This is a genomic window from Arthrobacter sp. NPDC093125, assembly GCF_044754225.1.
Lineage (GTDB): Bacteria > Actinomycetota > Actinomycetes > Actinomycetales > Micrococcaceae > Arthrobacter.
The window spans coordinates 39,161-58,430 of sequence record NZ_JBIVOQ010000020.1 but is presented as its reverse complement, the minus strand read 5'-3'; the positions used below and the strand labels follow the sequence as shown (position 1 = coordinate 58,430).

Below are 19,270 nucleotides of genomic sequence, written 5' to 3'. Positions count from 1 at the left end.
AAGCTCAAGGGCCTGAGCCCGATACAATACCGAAGCCAGGCCCTCGCGGCTTAGGCCCTTACTAACCCGGTCCAACTATCGGGGACCAGTTCATTCTGCACGTCTGGAGCAACAACTGATAAGCGTACTTACTATCTAGCTTGTTGCGTGGCAGCTTTGTCAAGGTCCTGTGGAAGCGACCGGGAAAGACCTGGCTCTCGCGGCCCTGGCCGTACAGCACAGGCACCTCACCTCCGTTACTATTTGGATATTTCAGGCGCACGGAGCCGGGCGCGCTGCGGGCGGAGTCCGAAAGGTGGAGATGATTCAGTTGAAAAGAGCTGCGAACAAGGCACACGTCAGGGACGCCTTGACTATGGCGGAGGGTAAGTCCCGCACCAGGGGAGGGGCTTCCAGGATTGCCTGGATGGTCCTTGGAATTGTGGCTGCCGCTGTCACGGGGGCAGTGGTCGTGTGGCAGGTTCTGGATCACAGTGAAGACCAGAAGCCGGAACCGGAGAAGGATCCCGGGGCAGAGCACATGTAGGTTGAAGCGGGGCTCTGGGGGAATCCCGCCGACGGCGGGGCTGCCTCCCGCCGTCGTGGTTTCCGCGTCTAGCTGGTACCGAGTGAACAGGTAGCCGCCTGGCTGAAAAATCGCGTACTGACCACGGATCCGTCCCGCAAAGGGCGACTCTACTCTTAGGGCATGAAGCGGCCGGGCGGGGCAGTCAGCATGACGGGCCTGAACACGTCGGACTGGGCGGCCGCAAACCACTGCCCGAAGGACGGATCCAGCGATGAAACACCCGATGGCCGAGGTTCCAGCCGCCTCTAAGGCCGACGCCGATGACCTCAATCCTGACCCCGCCAGCCCGCCGGCACAACCCGCGGTCCGTTCTGCAGGTGAGGACGGACAGGTAACGGGCGGCCCTGCAGGAGTTCTTGGCTCGGACAGCGCCAGGATAGGGAACTGGCCGGACCCCATGTAGGCCGACCCCACGTAGGCCGGTCAAAGTGCCGTTGAAAGGCAGCCGGACCGTCGGAATACTGGAAGCCAGGGCAAAATCCAGGGCTGAAAGCGGTGGTTGACGATGGGCGGCGGGGCGGCCGAGGAGTTTAGGCGCAAAATGGAGCGGCTGTCCGAGCTGCGTGCCGCAAGGGGCGCGGGCATCACTGCGGAGGAAGAAGCCGAGCTCAACGCCGCTGAGGAAGAGGAGCGGCAAAAACGCGGGAAGGTCTCCGACCCGGCGAGGGTCGAATACCTCATCCGGGACGCCATGGCGCAAGGGAAGTTTGACAACCTGAAATACGCCGGCAAGCCGATTCCCGGGCTGGGAACGAATTACGATCCCGACTGGTGGGTGAAGGGCCTCATCCAGCGGGAGCATCTCACAGGCGTGGGACCGAAGGCCATCCTCCTACGGACAGAGGACGCGGAGCTCGATGCCCGGCTGGATACGCAGTACTCGGAAAAACAGGTACGGGACCTCGTTGAAGACTTCAACGCCCGCGTCATCGACGCGCGGCGCCAGCTTCAGGGCGGTCCGCCGGTGATCACCCAAACCAGGGACCCCGGCGTCGAGGTACAGCGCTGGCGGGAGCGCCGTGCCGCCGCCGCTGCCACCTCTGCTGCTGAAGGACCGTCCGAGCCCCAACCCAGGAAGTCGTGGTGGCAGCGTCTCTGGACTGGCGGGTCCTAGGGGCAGGCCCCTAAGGCCGGTCCTGGTTCCGGCTGTCCTTCTACCGGCCGTCGGAGAGCCAGTGCGGCTCGAATTCAGGATGGTCGGAATATGGCAGAGCCAGGGCATTCAGCGACAGGGTGGTCCATTGGAGGGCGTCGGGAATCCACTGGGTGCCGTCGCCGTAAGGGTTGCTGACCAGCGCCGCCAATGCCGTCTGCCGTGCGTTCTCGACGATCACGAGGATCCTGCGTTTTGCAGCGCACTCGAGCAGGAGCCGCTCCTCGTACCACTGCGCTGACTTGGACAGCGTCCGGTCGCGCAGAAGACGACTGGCCGCGGCCTCGTCCTCCGCGATGCGCGCGGACAGGAATTCGACAATGTCCACAATCCGAGGGTACGCCCGGCCGGAAGTGCGGGCACGTGGCTACTGGGCGGAACCCGCGTTCTGGGTTCCCTCGGGGGCCGGCGCGGACAGGGGAAGATAGTAGGCGGAGCGGTACCGGCTGCCGTCACCCGTCACAACCCATGCCGATCCCTTCCGGACGCGGAAACGCTTGTTCAGGACAGTCCGCTCGTGCCGGCTGAGGTGGGCGAGGACGCCAGCCATGACGTCCTCGTGGGTGCACAGCACCGTTCCCCTCCCGCGCAGCTGCGCCACCAGGTCCAGGGTGGCTTCGAGGCTTCCTCCGGCCAGGTGATGCGATTGCTCCACTTCCAGGGACTCCTGCCGCGCCAGTTCAGCGACCGTGCCGATGCAGCGCGGCGACGGGGCGGACAGGACGCGCTCGATTTCGAACATGGATCCCAAAGCCGCGAGTGACGCGTCGGCAAGTCCGGTGGCGCCTGCTGGCAGCGCGCCGCTGTCGGCGCGGTCGTTGCCGCCCCTGATGACCTGGGCGCCGCGGACGAGCAACAGCATCTTCTCCCGTTCCGGTACTGGCCTCACCCCCAGCTGCAGCTGAAGCTGGGTGCCCAGTGCAACGATCGGAGGCCGGTCGCGCGGCTCTGTCACCGTGCGCAGGGCTGCGGGCAGTGAAAGCCAGCGGATGGCGTCCACTTCCTGGTTGGCAGTGAAATGCCCCGATTCGGCAGCCGCAGCCCAGTAGCGGATCGTCTTGACTCTGTTCTTTCTGTCCTCATACCTAATCGGCGGTAGCTCTGCTCCGAGGCGGCAGTCAAAGCCGGTTTCCTCCCGCACTTCCCGTGCCGCGCATTCGCGGCCGGTTTCTCCGGGTTCGGCTTTGCCCTTCGGGATGGACCAGTCGCCGTGACGGGGGCGGTGGATCAGGAGCACCTCGACTGCCCCTTTGGTTCCGATGCGCCAGGGCAGTGCCCCGTAGGTGGGCAGCCTGGTCTTACTCATACTCTTGCCTCCGTCTGCATGCTTTGAGCCCGTACCGGGGCCAGGGCCGGAATCGCGGGTTCCTGGGGGTGCTGAATTTCATCGAGCCGGCTGTACAGGCCGCCTGCTGCGACAAGCTCTTCGTGCCGGCCGGTTTCGATGATCCGGCCATGGTTGAGGACGTAGATCCTGTCGGCACGCTTGAGCGTGGATAGCCTGTGGGCGATGACGATCACGGTGCGTCCGGCCATGAGCCGGTCGAGCCCCTGCATGACGTACTGCTCGGAGATCGCGTCCAGGCCCGACGTCGGTTCGTCGAGGATGACGATTGGTGAATCCCGCATGAGCGCGCGGGCTATGGCGATGCGCTGGCGTTGCCCGCCTGACAGCGTGACGCCCCGCTCTGCCACCGGGGTGTCGTATCCCTGGGGCAGGTCGCGGACGAACTCGTCTACGTAGGCTGCCTCTGCTGCCGCCAGCACCTGCTCCCGGCTTACGCTCTCACAGCCATAGGCGATGTTGTCGTAGATGGTTCCGCGGAACAGGATGGACTCCTGCAGGACCATTGAAATCTGTTTGCGGACTGTGGGTACCTGCAGCTTCCGGATGTCGATCCTGTCGAGCAGCACCGTCCCCGCGGTGGCGTCGTAAAGCCGCGGGATCAGGCTGACAATGGACGACTTTCCGGCGCCCGTGGGACCCGTAATGGCCACCAGGCTTCCCGGTTCGGCCTTGAGGTTGATTTCGTGCAGCACGTCCCGGTCCTGGTAGCCGAAGCTGACGTTCCGCAACTCCACCCTGCCAGTCAGGCGCGGGGCGGGGACAGCGTCGGGCTCATCCGCAATGGCCGGAGCGGTGTCCAGGATTTCCTGAATGCGCTCGGCGCTGGCCTGGCCGCGGCTGATCACTGTGGTCAGTTTCGCCAGGGATTTCATGGGCGAATACATCGCTTTGAGGTAGGCGATGAAGACGAGTAGCAGGCCCAGCGTCATGGTTCCGTCCAGTACACGCTGCGCGCCGATCCACAGCACCAGCACGGTGCCCAGTGTGGCAATTACGTCCACCAGGGGAGAGAACATCGACTGTAGCCGGATGACCTTGAGGCCGGCGTTCATGCGCCCGTCGTTCCGGAACCGGAAGGCCTCTTCGTGCTGCGTTTCGCTGGTGTACGTTTGCATCACCCGCACGGAAGCGAACGTCTCGGACATGGCCGCTGCGATGTCGCTGTCCTTGCTGCGGGCCTCCTTGGAAGCGCTCTTGATGCGGCGCCGGTACACGAGGACGGTCACGAACATCAGCGGAGCAACTGCCAGGCCGATCAATGCGAACGTCGGGTCCACGAGAACGCAGATGGTGGTGATGAAGCCCAGAATGAAAATGTTCGGCAGCAGCACGGAAAGCATCGACACCATCAGGGAACGGACGTAATCCACGTCCGTGGTGGTCCGGGTGACAAGGTCGCCCAGCCGCTGCCTGTCATGAAATGACAGCGACAGGCGCTGAAGGTGCACGAAGACGTCCGCCCGGATAGTGGCCATGGTCTTCTCGCCGACGCCATTGAGCAGCAGTGTCCCCAGATAATCCGCCGCGGCATTCATCACCGTCAGGACGAGCAGCGCCGATGCAGCCAGCAGCAACAGCTGGAGCGGGTTCAGGCTGCCGAGACCCAAGAACTCCGGGGTCGTTTCCGTGCCCGATTTGCCCAGCGGCTGCAGGACGTCGTCAACAATGATCTTCATCGGCCAGGGCAGTGCCACTTGCATTGCTGCGACAAAAATGACCAGCAGCGCGCCGCCGCCCATTGCCCAGGCGTGTGGAGCAGCCGCCCTACGGAACCGCCAAAAGGTGCGAAACATTTGTCCCCCTCGTCAACCGGTAGCCCGGATAGACCCGTTGCGTCTTTCCTTGTGCCGTCAACTATCGCGGGGGGAACTTGGGGAAATGATGTCGGAGCTTGGGGAAACCCTATTCGGCGACGATGAAACCCATGACCGACGTGGCCAATCTGAAATTGGGGGCTTACAACCGGGGTTTCACGGGCTACGGTTTCACTGAGGGACAATTCCTTCCGCATGCGGCGAGCAAAGGAGTTCTCATGGGAGGCGTGTGGCTTCGCACGATCAGCCACAGTATGGTCCGTGCGGACCGTGTCACAGAAATCGCGTCCTCCCGTGGATCAGTTCACGAGGAGACGGGGTATTCCCTGAAGGTTGTGGTCGACGGCAGGGCGCACATCCTCGTCGACAACAGCAACCTCCCGGGCACGATGGAGGAAAGACTCGCGCATGCCCAGCAAATGCAGGATGCGCTGTTGGCCGCTATCGATGCAGCGAACGGTGAAAGCGCCTCGGTGGTCATCAGCCACGAACCCGACGGCGAGCGGTGGATGCTTGCTCCGGCGGCTGACCTGGCTGGCGAACCGGCGACCTGACTGCGGTGCTTTACGGAGTGAGGCCGCTCGCCTCATCCGGCCGTACGAACTCGCACGAACCGTGATGTCGTTCGGGCAGGATGCACGTGCGGCCTGTTGCCATATGCACATTGCCGCAACGGCCTGCCCGCGCCACATCCTCGCGGACGTGAATGCTTCTTAGGTCCGGCCGTTCGTCGGCGCGCACGGCTTGCCGGAAGGATTCGGACGTGTTGTTGTCGTGACTGTTCATGCCTCGTGACTTCCTCGTCGAGTGGCTGCCCCCAGTTAGCAAAGGCCAGTCAGTTGGATACTGAGACTTAATTTTCACCCGCGCGGATTACCCGCGGGTTACGGCTATGTTAGAACCTGCAGAAGAGTCTGTCAGCTGCCAGTTCCTCACTGTTGCGGATGCCTACTTGACGGGCCCGTCCGGGGAATCGGCGCCCTCGGCGGGGTCCTGCGAATGCATGCGGATATCTGTGGGATCAGCGGTCTCATCCCCTTCGGCAGGAGCCTCGCTGTGGATGCGCTGCATCCCTTCCAGATTCTCAGTCATGACTGCCACTCCTCTGCTGAGTGCCCTTGTGTGCCGTGAGCATCACCTAGTTCATCTAGCTCCCGCATTCATCGGCTGTCAAGAACCAAGCGTTCCCGCTAGCCGTCAGCAGCTGCAGCCCGGCCGGGAAAGCTACGCCCAGGCGGCGGTACTTTTCGAGCCTCCGGGGGAGCAGCTCCACCACTCCGGAAGTAGGCTAGGCCTGAGAATGTCGCGGGGAGGACGGGTCATGCCGAAGAAACAGCTACGCAACAGATCTCGCGTGGGTCACGCCCGCGGCTCTACGAGCAGCTGGTGGAACAGCTGATGGACTTCATCGAATCGGCCCAGCTTGGCCCCGGGGACACGCTGCCGGGGGAGCGTGATCTTGCCGAGCGGCTGGGGGTGTCGCGGGCCACGCGGGCCCAAGCCATCACCGCGGAGCGCAGTGACCTTGTTTCCGACGCTGCCCTCCTCAAGCAGCCATGAAGCCGTTTCTGTTGCTCGCCTCGAGGGCAGAGGACGTTGCCGCCGAGGACGAGTACGAGGCCTATCTGCGGTACGGAGGACTGGAGCCTGCGCAGTTGCAGAGGATCCGCCTGGAGCAGGGCCCGCTGCCGGAGGTGGACCTGGACGACCATTCAGGGGTGATCGTTGGCGGCAGCCCCTTCACTTCCAGCGATCCGCCGGAAAAGAAGTCCAAAACGCAGCACCGGGTGGAGCGTGAACTCGCGGGGTTGCTGGACCGGATCGTCGCCGAGGACTTCCCGTTTCTCGGTGCCTGCTACGGCGTCGGCACCCTGGGCTTGCATCAGGGGGCGGTGATAGACCGGACCTATGGGGAGCAGCTGGGCGGGGTGACCATCAGCCTGAGTCCGGAGGGGCTGGAGGATCCGCTGCTGGCAGGGCTGCCGGTGCAGTTCACGGCCTTCACCGGCCACAAGGAAGGCTGTACGGTCCTTCCGTCCCATGCGGTGCTGCTGGCGAGCTCGGAGACCTGCCCGGTGCACATGTTCCGCATCAAGAAGAACCTGTACGCCACACAGTTCCACCCGGAGCTGGATGCTGAAGGCCTCGTCACCCGGATCGACATCTACCGCCACGCAGGCTATTTTCCGCCCGAGTCCGCAGAAGAGCTGATGGCTGCTGCCAGGACCTTCACCGCGACGGAACCAATGAAGATCCTGCGGAACTTCGTCAAGCTTTACGCGAGCGATCACTGAGGTTCGATTACTGACAGAAGAGGACGACGGCGGGCGGCGGCCCGCCGTCGTCCTCTTCCTTGGGACTTGGGAGGGAGCGGGAACCGGCCCCAGGCCGGATGAGTTTTTCGCCCATTGACTTCGGGACGGCGGAGGCTACCGTTGTACTACGTCAACACCGACCTGTTACACGTGCGTACTGGGGGCAGCCGCACACCCGCGGATTGTTTGCGCAGCCAGGCTACAGCCGACAAACCGCAGACCCTCAGCTTCTCTCCACCCGGAGTGCCCATAATTCAAGGTCTCACCCTAGTCCCAGGCAGCGCCATGACACCCAACTACGTGACAGCTTTCTCGGTAAAATCCTTCGACGTCCCGGACAAAAAGAGATACCCGGACAAGGCGCAGGTGGATCTCGTCAGTGTCAACGACTATTCCGTGGCCCGGCTCATTCTGGCCCCCGGCTGGCGCTGGTCTGAAAACTCCCAGCCCACGGAGAAGACGGAATTCTGCCAGCACAACCACCTCGGATTCTGCATCTCCGGAACGCTGGAGATCGCCACGCCCGACGGCCTCGTGAAGACCATCCGCGCCAACGACACCTACGCCATTCCCCCCGGACACGACGAATGGGTGGTAGGTTCCGAACCTTTCGTGGCCGTGGAGTTCCTTGGCGCGGCCTCGTTCGGCCGGCCGTCCAGCCACGGACAGCACGCCCGCATCTGAACGCCAGCCATTGATCCTGCGCCTGCCGTCGCATTCCGGACTGCAGCGCAGGATCACTCCGGCGCTTGCGCAGGATTCCAAGCATTGGCGAAGGAAAAAGCAAGGTTCGGAGTTCTTTGAGGAGACCAAAAATACACTGGAATTGGCCATGAAGGTTGGCCTCTCCCACCGGTCCTCCATCCTCAAGGAACCCCAAAATTCGTTCTTCACTACGAACCCGCCCCGCCTTGGCCACGCTGCTTTTGACGGCACTCGCAGTGACCTCTGCGGGTGTAACCGCCGCAACGGCGGGCGGTGCCACTGACTCGGCTGCCGGCTCGGCTGCCGCCGGTTCGAAGCAGTCCGGAACTGCCCGCTACCTGGTGCGCTACACCGCCGGAACGGACGTGGCGGAGGAGGCGGGCAAACTGCGCTCGCGGAAGATCGCCGTCGGACGGACCTTCGAGAAGGCCCTGCGGGGCGCGGTGGTGACCGCAACCGCCGCCCAGGCTGCTGAGTTCGTACGTTCCAGCCTGGTGGCCGCCGTCGAAATCGATGCTCCCGTCACGACCTCCGAGACCCAGCAGTCGGCACCGTGGGGCCTGGACCGCATCGACCAGCGCGCCCTTCCCCTGTCCGGCTCGTACACGTCGGCGGCGTCAGGCACTGGAGTGAACGCCTATGTGATCGACACCGGCATCCTCGGATCCCACACCGAATTCGGCGGCCGCGTCGGCGCCGGGTGGACCGCTGTTGCCGACGGTCGCGGCACGGGGGACTGCAACGGCCACGGAACCCATGTGGCTGGCACCATCGCGGGCAAGACCTACGGCGTGGCAAAGGCAGCCACCCTCATTCCCGTACGAGTCCTGGACTGCGCGGGGTCCGGCTTCAACTCTGACGTCATCGCAGCCCTGGAGTGGGTGGCCGTGCACCACCAGACCGGCACGCCTGCTGTTGCCAACATGAGCCTTGGCGGCACCGCCAGCACTATGGTGGACTCGGCCGTGCAGGCCCTCGTCAATGACGGCGTCACGGTGGTGGCTGCGGCCGGCAACTCCGCTGTCGATGCATGCACCAGCTCGCCTGCCCGCGTCCCTGACGCGCTTACCGTGGCAGCGAGCGACGCATCGGACCGCCAGGCATCCTTTTCAAACTTCGGCGCCTGCGTCGACCTGTACGCGCCGGGCGTAGGAATCACGTCGGCCGGAACAGCTTCGACAACGGCCACGGCCTCGATGAGCGGCACGTCCATGGCGGCTCCGCATGTAGCCGGCGCGGCAGCTGCGGTCCTCTCTCGGTCACCTGAAGCTGCGCCCGCCGCGGTAGCCACCCAGCTGCTCTCCGGTGCGACGCCGGGCTCCGTCACGGCTGCCACCGCCGGCACGCCGAACCGCCTGCTGTACTTGGACCCGGCTGCAGGCACGGTCACTGCGCCAATAGTCACTGCGCCCACGGCCCCTGCACCGACGGTTACGGCCCGCACTCCGGGTTCCGGCAGCACCGGCATTGCCGCCGGAAGCAACGTCACCGCGACCTTCAGCTCGGCTGTCCAGGGCGTCACCGGCAGCGCATTCGTGCTGAAGAACGCGGCCGGGACCGTGGTGCCGGCTGCCGTCACCTACGACGCCACCACCCGCACGGCAACGCTCGATCCGGCGTCCAGCCTCACGAATGACACGAAGTACACGGCGACCCTCGTCGGCGGGGCTACCGCCATCCGTGATGCTGCCGGTACTCCGCTCACGAACACCAGCTGGACTTTCACCACGGGCCCGGCTCCGGTGGTCACGTCGGTGACCCCGCGGCCAGGGGCGTCCCTGGTGCGCCGGGCCAACAATATCGCGGTCACCTTCAGCGAGGCCATCCAGGGCGCGGGCACCGGCACCATCTTGGTGAAGAACACCGCCACCGGTGCCACCATGGCGGCGACGGTGTCCCGCTACGGAACCACAAACGAGTGGATCCTCAACCCGTCCGCCACGCTGGCCGCCAAGACTAAGTACTCGGTCACAGTTGCCGGCGGTCCGGCAGCAATCCGCGACCTCGCCGGCAACAGCCTGACTACGTACACCTGGACCTTCACCACCGGGTCGGTGTAGCCGGGCGCTGAGGATAAACGTAAGAACGCAGAACGACGGCGGCACCGTGGTGCCGCCGTCGTTCTTCCTAATCCCGAATCAGTTTGCCCGGGACGCGGTTTTACTTGTAGCCGCGGAAGTAGATGGTCTTCTTTTCGCTTTCGTCACTGTGCCGCTTCCAGTCGCCCTTGTCCTTGTAGACGATCTTAACGAAGTGGTAAACCGTGAGCTCCTTCTTATTGCGCTCCGGGAATACCTTGTCTACCTCAACCTTTACGTCATGATGCCGTCCGACCCATACCCAGCCCTTGCTGTGAGGCCGCTTAATCTCTTTGGCCCTGTCGCCCTTTGTCACCTTGAACAGTTTCTGGTCAAAGTAAACGTGAGTGCGCTTGTCGCAGTCGATCTTGAACTTGAAGACGACCTTGACAGCCTTGCCGTAGTCTTTGTCGCCTCTCTTCTTTTCCACAATGTCCGGCTTTTTGGCAGTGACCGTACATTTGTTGTCATTCCTGGGATATTCGGCGGCGTTGGCCGGGCCGGCGAGGGCGATGGGACCGGCAAGCAGTCCCAAGGAAACGGTCGAAACCAACGCGAGCTTGGCTGCCAAGGGGCGCCGCTGAATTGGAGAAGTGGTCATTCTATTGCTCCTGCATAGCTGTGCACGTGTTGTAGATGTGTCCGGGCAGCTGGCCGATCACGGTGCTTGTGGCAGGCTTTGTCAGCCGTTCCTGTCCGCTTATGTAGGGGCACCCGCTCCAGCTCGGGGCCGTCGCTGCGGATCCTCTTATGTCCCGAGGATCCGGTACTTCCAAGGGTACAACCGGAAGTGATGGTCGGCGATTGTTTTTGAGAAATTGTAACCATTAATGGTTGTGGCGGACGGACGACGGCGGCAGTGGCCGCCGTCGTCCGTCCTTGTCCCAGCGGGCTACTTGCTTGGGCGACCAGTCAATGAACGCGAGCAGCGGGCGGTGAAGGAATGGCAGCTCCGGCGGGAGCGTTGGACAGGACATGAAACGTATCGGCTTCCTCTCATTCGGGCACTGGGGACCTGTCCGGGGTTCGCGCACGCGGTCGGCAGCGGAAGCTCTGCTGCAGGGGATCGAGCTGGCTTCCGCCGCCGAGGAGCTGGGCCTCGACGGGGCGTTCTTCCGGGTGCACCACTTCGCACGGCAGCAGGCGTCGCCGTTCCCGCTCCTGGCGGCCATCGCCGCCAGGACCAGCCGGATTGAGCTGGGCACCGCCGTGATTGACATGCGCTACGAAAACCCGCTCTACATGGCGGAGGAAGCCGCCGCCACGGACCTCATCAGCGGCGGCCGCCTGCAGCTGGGCATCAGCCGGGGTTCACCCGAGCCCGCCAAGAATGGCGCCGCTGCCTTCGGCTTCGTTCCGGGTCCGGGGGAGTCAGACGCGGACATGGCGCGCCGGCATGCGGCAGAGTTCCTGAGGGCAGTCGCCGGCGCAGGAGTAGTGGAAGCCGATCCGCGCTACTCCGGAGGGGCCACCGGCCTGCTGCCCATCCAGCCGCGTTCCAAGGGGCTGGAAGAGCGGATCTGGTGGGGCGCCGGCACCCGCAAGACAGCTGTCTGGGCAGCTGAACAAGGGATGAACCTCATGAGCTCCACGCTGCTGACCGAAGACACCGGAGTTCCTTTCGACGAGCTGCAGGCCGAACAGATCGCACTCTTCCGGGAAGCGTGGTCGGCGGCAGGCCACCGCCGCGAGCCGCGCATTTCGGTCAGCCGCAGCGTCATCCCGCTGGCCGACGACGAGGACCGGCAGTATTTCGGGCTCAGCGCCCTGCGCGAGAGCAGGGACCAGGTGGGTCCCCTTGACGGCGCCCTCACCCGTTTTGGCAAAAGTTATATAGGCGAGCCTGACGTCATCGCCGCAGAGCTGGCGAACGATGCCGCTGTGAAGGCCGCGGACACCGTGCTCCTCACGGTACCGAACCAGCTGGGCGTGGACTACAACGCAAAAATGCTCGAAAGCATCGCCACGCATGTTGCCCCAGCCTTCGGATGGCGGCCGAAGATACCAATTTCAGATGAGCCTGTTCGCGGGGCCGGGCTGGCGTCCACTTAAACCGACCGCCCACATAGACTGGGGTCCTGCTGCGCCGCAGCCGGCAGCCATTGGCTCTGCGCGGCGCAGACCGCCCGACGGCGGATGACATGCAGTCCCGAGGGAAAGGCAGTTCCATGAGCGACCCCAACAACCCGGCACACGAGTCTCCCGAACTTCAGGGCCCCGGCGACCCTGACGCCGTCGAGCACGGTCAGCCCCACCCCGGTGCGGGCAACGCGCACAACATCCGCGAAGAACAGCTGACGCAGGCCGCTGGTACTGTGCCCGCAAGCTACGTGGGCAGCGGCGCAACCGACTCCGGCCCGAAGCCGGAAGAGGCGGCGGACGAGTCGGGCATGTGGGACTCGGAGGAAAAGTAGCGGGCTGCCCGGCGGTCAGCGCCAGGTGATGATCCGGTCGGCCCGGTGCCGCGTGGCGGCGATAAGCCGTGCGTTCGCTTCGTCCGAGCCGGCCGCCCACGCCTCGGCCGCCGGCCGGTCCATCCCGAAAAGCATGTGGCGCTCCACAAGGCGGGAAAGCCTCAGTTCATGGGCGGTGTCGATGAACCACACCTCGTCCAGCTGTGCCCGTACCTTTTGCCATTCGGGGTCTTCACTGAGCAGGTAATTGCCTTCGGTGATGATGAGCGGAACGGCCGCCGGCACGGCTATGGACGCGGCTACCGGCTCGTCGATGGACCGCCGGAAGTCGGGCGCGTACACCACTTCCTCATCCCGGCGCCGCAGGCGCTGCAGCAGCGAAACATAACCGCCGACGTCGAACGTGTCGGGAGCGCCTTTGCGCTGCCTTAGCGGTGTGCCGTCGATGATCGCATTCCCCAGGTGGAAGCCATCCATGGGAACCACCAGCGCCTCCTCCGGGCCGAACGCACCCGCGAGGCAGGCCGAGAAGGTGGATTTCCCCGCCCCAGGAGCCCCTACAACGCCCAGCACGATCCGGGCGCCGCCGGCTAACTTGAGGCGCAGCGCGGTGACGGCCTGACGGATGTCGGGGGAGTCGAAAGCCCGCACGGCAGGCGCCTGGACATTGCGCATCGTCATACGGGAAATCCTAAGCCAGGTCCCCGGCGGGCGAGGGGCGCTCGGCTGGCGGCTGCCGCCGACTTAGCCGCGGCCCGGCTTCGCCTGACCTGTTGCCTGACTTAGTCGAGCGGAATCGTGATGGTGACAGCTGTGCCCGATTCAGGATCCGAAGCGATGGCGACCGTTCCACCGGCTTCCTCAACCTCCGCGGCCATCGTCCGCAGACCGGGACTTCGCCGCCCGCCCTCGGAGGATGCGGCCTGAAATGCGGTACTCCCCGCCGAAGCACTCCCGGCGGCACCGTGCCGTGCGGAGCCACGACGCACGGCGCCCTGCCGCATACCGGTGCCGTTGTCGGCAACGGTCAGGCGGATGCCGTGGAAGACGGCGGAAAGCCGGACGGTGACGTCGGTGGCATGGGCATGCCGGAACGCGTTATTGAGGGTGACCTGCGCGGACCGGTACAGGAGGGATGCGCAACTGGCCGAAATCTCGAGGCAGTGGTGCGGTGTCTCCCAGTGGACACAAGTGCCCTGGCGCCGCAGCGGAACAGTCAGCCTGTCAATGCAGCCCGCGAGTCCGAGCCTGTAGAAGTCAGCCGGCTCCGGTTCGCCGATGAGGTCCCGCGCTTCGGCCACTTCTTCGAGAATTGCTGGGCTGTTCATGGCGACCGCCGTCTCCTTGCGTCCTAATGCGAGTCCCGGGAATGATTCGGGCTGTTGCATTAAGGCTGGCGCGGAACGATCAGGCTTAGCGCGGTATTTCCTCAGGATCGGATCAGGATTGCCCGCCGCTGTTCGGGCCGAGGTATCCGCCGGTCCCCCAAGGGCGGCGCTACCCGGCGAATGCCGACGGTTGGAGCGCCTGCCGCGGATACGTCACCGCATCAGCAGCGTCGAGGACCTCCAGTGCCGTCATGTGGGCGGCTGCCGCCACCTCCCGGATGGGTTTGCCGTGGGTAACGGCTGCTGCCACTGCAGTCTGAAGCGTCACAGCGGCGGGCTCGTGCTCAACGCTCTCGGATTCCAGCGTGGCTGCGGCTTCCTCCACTGCCCGGATGTCGTCATCGTCCATCATGCGCTCCTATCTCTGCTCCATTGCAGTGCTGTCTGCGGCGTTATCCGGATTCCAGCGGAAAGGAATTCCAGCTGACGTTTTCCACTGGTTGGTAACGGAGGATTCCGGGTAACTAAGCATACTGTTGGTACCCACCATAAGACAGACTGGTCTGTCTCGTCCATTCACGCGGTAGAGTATTTCCTGATGAAGGTACCTGATGCAAGAGAGGGCACTCTGCTGCCCCAAGGGGTTCGTGCTGCCCAGAACGAACCGCTGCACCGGATACTCGCCACTGCCTACGAGCTTTTCTCCCGTCGTGGCATCCGTGATGTCGGCATCAATGAGCTCATTGAGCGGTCCGGGGTGGCCAAATCCACGTTCTACCGGCATTTCCCCTCCAAGGACGCCTTGGTTCTCGCTTTCCTTGCACTCCGCGACCAGGTCTGGACCGTTGATCTGATCGTTGCCGAGGCCAGACGCAGGGGCAGCACGCCCGAGGGGCGCCTGCTGGCTATTTTTGACGTATTCGGTGACTGGTTCCAGCGCGACGACTTCGAGGCCTGCACCTTCATCAACGTTCTTCTTGAGATGGGTCCTGAGCACCCCCTGGGTGAGGCCAGTATCGGCTACCTTGCCCGGATCCGCGGCCACCTCAAAGCGCTGGCCGAGGAGGCGGGGCTGCGTGACCCGGAAGAGTTTGCCCGCTCGTGGCACATTCTGATGAAGGGGTCGATCATTTCGGCCACGGAAGGTGACTTCCTGGCGTCCAAGCGGGCGCAGCAGATGGCCGGCTGGCTGATCGCACACCACCGGAGCTGAGGCACGCCGGTCCGTCATCCCTCTTTCCTGCCCTTGCCCTTGTCCGCACCCTTGGCCCTGTTGTCTTCGGCGGCGTTGTTTTTCTCGGCGGCGCTCTCCTCGGCTGGCGGAGTGCGCGGGGGTGGTGCCGCCGTTACCGAAGTAGCTGGAACCGGCGGGGCGGGAATGCTCTGGACAGCTGCGCCTCCTGTGGCTGCGGCCTGTGCTGCAGCGTCTGCTGTGGCTTTGTCGGCCGCGGCCTTCTCTGCGGCAGCTTTCGCCGCCGCCGCCTTCTCTGCCGCAGCTTTGGCTGATGCGGCCTTCGCCGCAACGGCTGACCGCAAGTCTGGCCTGACGGTTTCCACCGCTTTCATGATGCTCTGATGGCGCTTGAAGGACACCTCGCCGTCAGCAGCGGCCCTGGTCACGTGATCCACCAGTTCATCAAGGGCCCTTAGTCCGGTAGCAGGGTCTCCGCTTGCAGCCGCTGACGTGACCGCCAGGACGCGGCTTTGCAGCTCCCGGCTGGCGGCAGGGTCGAGGTCCGGCGGAACCGGCGAACACCCCACGGCGGCGGCTGCCGCGATGCCGGCAGCCGCCAGCCCCAGGGCAATGCGCTGCCGCATGCCCCTGCCGTGCAGCATATCCATCATCGTTCCCAGCCTCTGCCACTAAGTCCCGCAGGCCGCTCCAAGCTGCGGGGCCCCGTCCGGTGACGGTTGCTGGACAATCATAAGCCTACTTAGCTTCAATTCGGGAGGCGGTGCGTTGCGAGGGGGCGGCGTGAGTTTTCGAGCAGGTGGCACAGCAGGGCCTGCTCGGGACAATCGGGGTGGGCAGCCAGGTGGCGCAACAGCCTGAGCCTGACTTCGGACTGCGGGTCTGTCGCAGAAATGATGTCAAGGATGAGATCGATAACCTGCTGGCGCATTGCTGTCCGTTCGGGCCGGGTGGCCGGAAGGGCTCCCGCATCCGGAACTGGGCGGGGCCGCCAGCAGCGGCCGGTTTGCTGGTGCTCCCCAAGCCCGGCTTCCAGCTGCGGCCCGTACTCTTGCCCGCGGCGCTGCTGCGGGTCCGGAAAGCTAGCGCCCATTACGGCCCCCAAAGTCGCCGGTCCCGGTCCCGGTCACTGCGCTGGGTCCTCGCTGCACATCCGATGATCGGGAGGGTCCCTGCACGTGGGCAGCCGGGCTGGCAACAGTCACGCCCGGCACCAATATCCCCGGTCTTTGGACAGGATCTGGCTCTGCTAATGCATGGCTCCAAACCTGGAGTCCGGCAACGGCGAGCACTGGAAAGCACAGGAGCAACAGCTTCTTCATGGGGCACTCCTTACGTGGGCTTCACTGCCGGACAAGGTCACTATCCCGCGAAGCTCCTGTGAAAATCCCTACGCGCTGCCCCCGTATTCCGGCCCGCCCCGCCGGGAGTGGGGGTGAAGGCGAATAGAACGGCCCCCCGGCAGCGAGGCTGCAGGGTCCCCATCAGGAAACTTCCAGGTTTTCCCAAGGAATCCCGAATGAGCCGGCGGGGCAGGCCGAAACAAGCCTTAACAAGCTGCAGGCGCGGGCGTACGTTATTGGTGTTGGAACCCATCCCGGCCCGTCCTTCAGCCGGAGCGGGCCGGAAACTGACAGGAGGTAACAGCGATGGCCAACATTCTCCGCCGGGCCGGCGTTGACTTTCCGGAGCCGTTCCGCAGGTTCCTTGAGGGGGACTTGGACTCCTGGCTCCGCGTAGAGGAGTACCGCGAGGCCGGGACGCTGGTGGTCAAAGCCGAGGTACCCGGCATCGACCCGGACAACGACGTGGACATCACGCTCACAGGCAATCAGCTGCAGATCTCTGTCCGCCACGAGGAGAGGTCCGAGCACAGGGGCAAAGAGGGCTACCGGTCTGAATTCCGCTACGGCACGTTCGCCCGCACGGTAAGCCTGCCCGCTCCCGTCAAGGAGGATGACGTCCGCGCCTCGTACACCGACGGGATCCTCGAAGTCCGCATTCCACTGCCTGAGGAACCTGAAGCCGGGGGACGCAAGATCCATGTTTCCCGGGGTGCCGGCGCTGCGCCAGGCTCTGCCGTCTAGCAATATTCGCCTGCAAAACCGGGAGCCCGCGCCCCGCCGCTGCCACTGTCTTGGTTAGAGTCGACGACCTGCACGCTCCCGCGTCCGCGATGAGGGGCACGTCTTCCAAATCGAGTCCTTCGTGGTGCCGGCCGGCGGCCCCCATCCGTCACTTGAGGCGCTCGAGGAAGCGCGGAGAGAATGCGCAGCGCTGGACTGGAAGGTGCAGGATCTTGTGATCATCCCGGTCGCGGAACTGCCCAGGGAGTTCCTGCCGGGCTCCGGCCCGAGGGGCAGAATACTGAACTGCTACCCCTCGTAGTGGGTCTTCGCCGGACCCTGCCCCAGCGAATCCACGATGGTTGTCGCCACGGTGCGGAGTTTGATGTTCCGTGTGCTGGAGGCTGCCTTGAGCAAGGCGAAGGCCTCCTCCTGGCTGCACCTGTTCTGCGCCATGATGACGCCGACGGCGACGTCGATCACGGTCCGCGTTTCCAGGGTGGCCTTAAGGTTGGCAGCTGCGTCACTGTAATGGGCGAAGCGCACTGCAAGCCGCAGGGCCATGGATGTCTGTGAGACGAAGTCCTCCGCCAAGGCCAGGACCCGTCCCTCAAACCGGCCGGGGCGGTGTGAGTAAAGGTTCAGGGCTGCGCGTGTCTCGCCTTCAAGCCGGAAAGGGATGGCCAGGATGGAACGCACGCCCTTGTCCAGCACCGTGCGCGAATACTGCGGCCACCGCTCATGGTTTCCGACGTCGCTAATGTGGACGGTCACCTGTTCGCGTGAAGCCGTCATGCAAGGGCCGTCGCCGAAGTCATACTGGATCTCGTCCATGGCCTGGGCCTCGGGCGAGCTGCTGGCCACAGTCGCCGCCTTGCGGTGGCGCAGCAGCGTAACACCGCACAGGACCTCGTCGCCGGGTTCGGAGAGGCTGCGGGCGGAAACCCGTGCGAGCTCGTGAAGGAACTCCTCCACATCGGAGCTGGCGAGCACCATTTCATTGAGATGCTCGGTAATTGACGTTTCAGATTTTGCAGTCGACTCGCTGGCCACGATTCCCAGTACCGTTTTCGCTCAGGTCAAGACGAGCCGGCGGGCGCAGCGCATTCCACGGAAGGGGAGCGGTAAGCGGCAGCTAGAAGCCGGATCGTACAACTATCCAACGGCCTTCTGCTAAACCGTACCGAGAAATTATATACACCAGTTGGAAAGGCGTTATGACAGCGAGTCGCGGACATAAACACAGGTCAGCCCCATCGGCTCTTCCGTTGCGCGAGCCACAGGGCCTGCCAAAAGGGCTGCGGGAGCGCGCCGCCGCACCTAGGCTGGGTGGATGAAAGCCGGCCGCACACCCGGTCATTCAGAAAGGGCTTCGACGAGGGCCCGCCAGCGGAACAATCAGAGGAGACCTTCGTGAGAATTGCTGTAACCGGCGGAAGCGGAAAGCTTGGGCGCAATGTGGTCCGCAGGCTCAGTGGAGACGGGCATTCCGTCCTGAACCTCGACCGGACAGGAGAACGAAGCCCCGCTCTGGCGCTCGTGGATCTGCGGAACTACGGCCAGGTCCTGGACGTGATTCTGGGCCTGGATGACCGGCACCAGGGATTCGACGCGATCGTCCACTTGGGTGCCATCCCGGCGCCCGGACTCGTGCCGGATGCCGCCACTTTCGAAAACAACATGCTGTCCACCTACAACGTTTTCCAGGCGGCGCGCAGGGCCGGCATCAAAAAGGTGGTGTACGCCTCCAGCGAGACGGTGCTGGGACTGCCGTTCGACGTCGACCCTCCCTACATTCCGGTCGACGAGCAGTACCCGGCCCGGCCGGAGAGCACGTACTCGCTGGTGAAGCACCTGGAGGAGCAAATGGCCATCGAAATGACGCGCTGGGACCCGGAGCTCAGCATCACAGGCCTCCGCTTCTCCAACGTGATGGATCCCGAGGACTACGAGAATTTCCCCTCGTTTGATGCTGATCCGAAGCTGCGCAAATGGAACCTGTGGGGCTACATCGACGGACGCGATGGTGCTCAGGCAGTGGCCCGCGCACTGGAGTACGGCAGACCCGGGTTTGAGGCTTTTATCATCGCCAATGAGGACACTGTGATGACCCGTTCCAGCGCAAGCCTCGCTGCCGAGGTGTTCCCCGACGTCAAGGTGACCAAGGAGCTGGGGGAGCACGAGACGATGCTGTCCATCGACAAGGCCAGGCGGCTCCTCGGGTTCGCTCCCGAGCACAGCTGGCGGACCTATCACTCCAACCGCACCACGCCCACGGAGGACTGAAGG

23 protein-coding genes and 1 pseudogene are annotated in these 19,270 nt (G+C 64.3%); 13 read left to right on the top strand and 11 right to left on the bottom strand.

The features are described from left to right. The first annotated feature begins 301 nt into the window (after nt 1-301). The 3 genes from ACIP9X_RS21280 to ACIP9X_RS21270 all read left to right on the top strand — a co-directional run bounded on the left by ACIP9X_RS21280 (nt 302) and on the right by ACIP9X_RS21270 (nt 1,682). On the top strand, nt 302-526 hold the full coding sequence (locus tag ACIP9X_RS21280) for a hypothetical protein (protein WP_400481737.1): 225 nt from the start codon (nt 302-304) through the stop codon (nt 524-526). A 253-nt stretch (nt 527-779) separates the two neighbouring features. Continuing rightward, complete coding sequence (locus tag ACIP9X_RS21275) at nt 780-971, top strand: hypothetical protein (protein WP_400481736.1); 192 nt, start codon at nt 780-782, stop codon at nt 969-971. Nucleotides 972-1,109: 138 nt separating this feature from the next. Next, complete coding sequence (locus ACIP9X_RS21270; protein ID WP_400481735.1) at nt 1,110-1,682, top strand: DUF1992 domain-containing protein; 573 nt, start codon at nt 1,110-1,112, stop codon at nt 1,680-1,682. 40 nt (nt 1,683-1,722) lie between these two features. On the opposite strand, the gene ACIP9X_RS21265 is transcribed toward ACIP9X_RS21270, so the two are convergent. The 3 genes from ACIP9X_RS21265 to ACIP9X_RS21255 are packed head-to-tail and all read right to left on the bottom strand — an operon-like array spanning nt 1,723 to nt 4,862. After that, the gene (locus tag ACIP9X_RS21265; RefSeq protein WP_400481734.1) at nt 1,723-2,049 is read right to left on the bottom strand and encodes a DUF6221 family protein; all 327 of its coding nucleotides are present in this window, start codon (nt 2,047-2,049) and stop codon (nt 1,723-1,725) included. Between the two features lie 39 nt (nt 2,050-2,088). Beyond that, nucleotides 2,089-3,027 (bottom strand): NUDIX hydrolase, encoded by a 939-nt coding sequence (locus tag ACIP9X_RS21260; RefSeq protein ID WP_400481733.1) that lies wholly within the window; start codon nt 3,025-3,027, stop codon nt 2,089-2,091. Continuing rightward, nucleotides 3,024-4,862 carry an ABC transporter ATP-binding protein gene (locus ACIP9X_RS21255; RefSeq protein WP_400481732.1) on the bottom strand — a complete coding sequence of 613 codons (1,839 nt, stop codon included), beginning with the start codon at nt 4,860-4,862 and terminating at the stop codon, nt 3,024-3,026. Before ACIP9X_RS21255 ends, ACIP9X_RS21260 begins: the two co-directional genes overlap by 4 nt. A gap of 239 nt (nt 4,863-5,101) precedes the next feature. Between ACIP9X_RS21255 and ACIP9X_RS21250 the strand changes: the two genes are divergently transcribed. Further along, nucleotides 5,102-5,437: a hypothetical protein gene (locus ACIP9X_RS21250; protein ID WP_400481731.1), complete on the top strand. Its 336-nt coding sequence runs from the start codon at nt 5,102-5,104 to the stop codon at nt 5,435-5,437. Nucleotides 5,438-5,831: 394 nt separating this feature from the next. Here ACIP9X_RS21250 and ACIP9X_RS21245 read toward each other — a convergent pair whose 3' ends face one another. Further along, on the bottom strand, nt 5,832-5,975 hold the full coding sequence (locus tag ACIP9X_RS21245) for a hypothetical protein (protein WP_400481730.1): 144 nt from the start codon (nt 5,973-5,975) through the stop codon (nt 5,832-5,834). Between the two features lie 255 nt (nt 5,976-6,230). Here ACIP9X_RS21245 and ACIP9X_RS21240 point away from each other — a divergent pair. The 4 genes and pseudogenes from ACIP9X_RS21240 to ACIP9X_RS21225 all read left to right on the top strand — a co-directional run. Continuing rightward, nucleotides 6,231-6,395 (top strand): annotated as a pseudogene (locus tag ACIP9X_RS21240) (GntR family transcriptional regulator); the annotation flags it as partial. A gap of 44 nt (nt 6,396-6,439) precedes the next feature. Beyond that, on the top strand, nt 6,440-7,177 hold the full coding sequence (locus ACIP9X_RS21235) for a glutamine amidotransferase (protein WP_400481729.1): 738 nt from the start codon (nt 6,440-6,442) through the stop codon (nt 7,175-7,177). A gap of 306 nt (nt 7,178-7,483) precedes the next feature. Continuing rightward, a complete protein-coding gene (locus tag ACIP9X_RS21230) occupies nt 7,484-7,882 on the top strand; it encodes a cupin domain-containing protein (RefSeq protein ID WP_400481728.1) in 399 nt (132 codons plus the stop codon). A gap of 257 nt (nt 7,883-8,139) precedes the next feature. Beyond that, on the top strand, nt 8,140-9,963 hold the full coding sequence (locus tag ACIP9X_RS21225) for a S8 family serine peptidase (RefSeq protein ID WP_400481727.1): 1,824 nt from the start codon (nt 8,140-8,142) through the stop codon (nt 9,961-9,963). A gap of 100 nt (nt 9,964-10,063) precedes the next feature. On the opposite strand, the gene ACIP9X_RS21220 is transcribed toward ACIP9X_RS21225, so the two are convergent. After that, a complete protein-coding gene (locus ACIP9X_RS21220; RefSeq protein WP_400481726.1) occupies nt 10,064-10,582 on the bottom strand; it encodes a hypothetical protein in 519 nt (172 codons plus the stop codon). Between the two features lie 374 nt (nt 10,583-10,956). On the opposite strand from ACIP9X_RS21220, the gene ACIP9X_RS21215 reads away from it, so the two are divergent. Further along, complete coding sequence (locus ACIP9X_RS21215) at nt 10,957-12,033, top strand: LLM class flavin-dependent oxidoreductase (RefSeq protein WP_400481725.1); 1,077 nt, start codon at nt 10,957-10,959, stop codon at nt 12,031-12,033. 116 nt (nt 12,034-12,149) lie between these two features. Continuing rightward, entirely contained in the window at nt 12,150-12,395 is a 246-nt protein-coding gene (locus tag ACIP9X_RS21210) for a hypothetical protein (protein ID WP_400481724.1), read from the top strand. A gap of 15 nt (nt 12,396-12,410) precedes the next feature. On the opposite strand, the gene ACIP9X_RS21205 is transcribed toward ACIP9X_RS21210, so the two are convergent. From ACIP9X_RS21205 to ACIP9X_RS21195, 3 genes are all read right to left on the bottom strand, one after another. Beyond that, nucleotides 12,411-13,076 carry a nucleoside/nucleotide kinase family protein gene (locus ACIP9X_RS21205; protein ID WP_400481723.1) on the bottom strand — a complete coding sequence of 222 codons (666 nt, stop codon included), beginning with the start codon at nt 13,074-13,076 and terminating at the stop codon, nt 12,411-12,413. Between the two features lie 101 nt (nt 13,077-13,177). Further along, on the bottom strand, nt 13,178-13,723 hold the full coding sequence (locus tag ACIP9X_RS21200) for a sensor histidine kinase (protein ID WP_400481722.1): 546 nt from the start codon (nt 13,721-13,723) through the stop codon (nt 13,178-13,180). Nucleotides 13,724-13,892: 169 nt separating this feature from the next. Continuing rightward, entirely contained in the window at nt 13,893-14,135 is a 243-nt protein-coding gene (locus tag ACIP9X_RS21195; protein WP_400481721.1) for a hypothetical protein, read from the bottom strand. A gap of 186 nt (nt 14,136-14,321) precedes the next feature. Here ACIP9X_RS21195 and ACIP9X_RS21190 point away from each other — a divergent pair, with 186 nt between their 5' ends. Beyond that, entirely contained in the window at nt 14,322-14,936 is a 615-nt protein-coding gene (locus ACIP9X_RS21190; protein ID WP_400481720.1) for a TetR/AcrR family transcriptional regulator, read from the top strand. Nucleotides 14,937-14,950: 14 nt separating this feature from the next. On the opposite strand, the gene ACIP9X_RS21185 is transcribed toward ACIP9X_RS21190, so the two are convergent. Both ACIP9X_RS21185 and ACIP9X_RS21180 read right to left on the bottom strand, forming a co-directional pair. Further along, nucleotides 14,951-15,568, bottom strand: coding sequence for a mucin-associated surface protein (locus ACIP9X_RS21185; RefSeq protein ID WP_400481719.1), 618 nt, complete (start codon nt 15,566-15,568; stop codon nt 14,951-14,953). Between the two features lie 95 nt (nt 15,569-15,663). After that, nucleotides 15,664-16,008, bottom strand: a complete 345-nt coding sequence (locus tag ACIP9X_RS21180) for a hypothetical protein (RefSeq protein ID WP_400481718.1) — start codon at nt 16,006-16,008, stop codon at nt 15,664-15,666. Between the two features lie 556 nt (nt 16,009-16,564). Here ACIP9X_RS21180 and ACIP9X_RS21175 point away from each other — a divergent pair. Continuing rightward, nucleotides 16,565-17,002 (top strand): Hsp20/alpha crystallin family protein, encoded by a 438-nt coding sequence (locus tag ACIP9X_RS21175; RefSeq protein WP_400481717.1) that lies wholly within the window; start codon nt 16,565-16,567, stop codon nt 17,000-17,002. 288 nt (nt 17,003-17,290) lie between these two features. On the opposite strand, the gene ACIP9X_RS21170 is transcribed toward ACIP9X_RS21175, so the two are convergent. Next, on the bottom strand, nt 17,291-18,034 hold the full coding sequence (locus ACIP9X_RS21170) for an ANTAR domain-containing protein (RefSeq protein ID WP_400481716.1): 744 nt from the start codon (nt 18,032-18,034) through the stop codon (nt 17,291-17,293). Nucleotides 18,035-18,394: 360 nt separating this feature from the next. On the opposite strand from ACIP9X_RS21170, the gene ACIP9X_RS21165 reads away from it, so the two are divergent. Beyond that, nucleotides 18,395-19,267 (top strand): NAD-dependent epimerase/dehydratase family protein, encoded by an 873-nt coding sequence (locus ACIP9X_RS21165; RefSeq protein ID WP_400481715.1) that lies wholly within the window; start codon nt 18,395-18,397, stop codon nt 19,265-19,267. Nucleotides 19,268-19,270 lie beyond the last annotated feature (3 nt).

Coding starts and splice junctions, on each gene's coding strand:
- ACIP9X_RS21205 (WP_400481723.1), bottom strand. CDS start 13,076: ATGACGATGCGCAATGTCCAGGCGCCTGCCGTGCGGGCTTTCGACTCC.
- ACIP9X_RS21210 (WP_400481724.1), top strand. CDS start 12,150: ATGAGCGACCCCAACAACCCGGCACACGAGTCTCCCGAACTTCAGGGC.
- ACIP9X_RS21250 (WP_400481731.1), top strand. CDS start 5,102: ATGGGAGGCGTGTGGCTTCGCACGATCAGCCACAGTATGGTCCGTGCG.
- ACIP9X_RS21270 (WP_400481735.1), top strand. CDS start 1,110: ATGGAGCGGCTGTCCGAGCTGCGTGCCGCAAGGGGCGCGGGCATCACT.
- ACIP9X_RS21280 (WP_400481737.1), top strand. CDS start 302: ATGATTCAGTTGAAAAGAGCTGCGAACAAGGCACACGTCAGGGACGCC.
- ACIP9X_RS21200 (WP_400481722.1), bottom strand. CDS start 13,723: ATGAACAGCCCAGCAATTCTCGAAGAAGTGGCCGAAGCGCGGGACCTC.
- ACIP9X_RS21255 (WP_400481732.1), bottom strand. CDS start 4,862: ATGTTTCGCACCTTTTGGCGGTTCCGTAGGGCGGCTGCTCCACACGCC.
- ACIP9X_RS21190 (WP_400481720.1), top strand. CDS start 14,322: ATGAAGGTACCTGATGCAAGAGAGGGCACTCTGCTGCCCCAAGGGGTT.
- ACIP9X_RS21275 (WP_400481736.1), top strand. CDS start 780: ATGAAACACCCGATGGCCGAGGTTCCAGCCGCCTCTAAGGCCGACGCC.
- ACIP9X_RS21220 (WP_400481726.1), bottom strand. CDS start 10,582: ATGACCACTTCTCCAATTCAGCGGCGCCCCTTGGCAGCCAAGCTCGCG.
- ACIP9X_RS21260 (WP_400481733.1), bottom strand. CDS start 3,027: ATGAGTAAGACCAGGCTGCCCACCTACGGGGCACTGCCCTGGCGCATC.
- ACIP9X_RS21195 (WP_400481721.1), bottom strand. CDS start 14,135: ATGATGGACGATGACGACATCCGGGCAGTGGAGGAAGCCGCAGCCACG.
- ACIP9X_RS21245 (WP_400481730.1), bottom strand. CDS start 5,975: ATGACTGAGAATCTGGAAGGGATGCAGCGCATCCACAGCGAGGCTCCT.
- ACIP9X_RS21180 (WP_400481718.1), bottom strand. CDS start 16,008: ATGGGCGCTAGCTTTCCGGACCCGCAGCAGCGCCGCGGGCAAGAGTAC.
- ACIP9X_RS21215 (WP_400481725.1), top strand. CDS start 10,957: ATGAAACGTATCGGCTTCCTCTCATTCGGGCACTGGGGACCTGTCCGG.
- ACIP9X_RS21235 (WP_400481729.1), top strand. CDS start 6,440: ATGAAGCCGTTTCTGTTGCTCGCCTCGAGGGCAGAGGACGTTGCCGCC.
- ACIP9X_RS21230 (WP_400481728.1), top strand. CDS start 7,484: ATGACACCCAACTACGTGACAGCTTTCTCGGTAAAATCCTTCGACGTC.
- ACIP9X_RS21185 (WP_400481719.1), bottom strand. CDS start 15,568: ATGATGGATATGCTGCACGGCAGGGGCATGCGGCAGCGCATTGCCCTG.
- ACIP9X_RS21175 (WP_400481717.1), top strand. CDS start 16,565: ATGGCCAACATTCTCCGCCGGGCCGGCGTTGACTTTCCGGAGCCGTTC.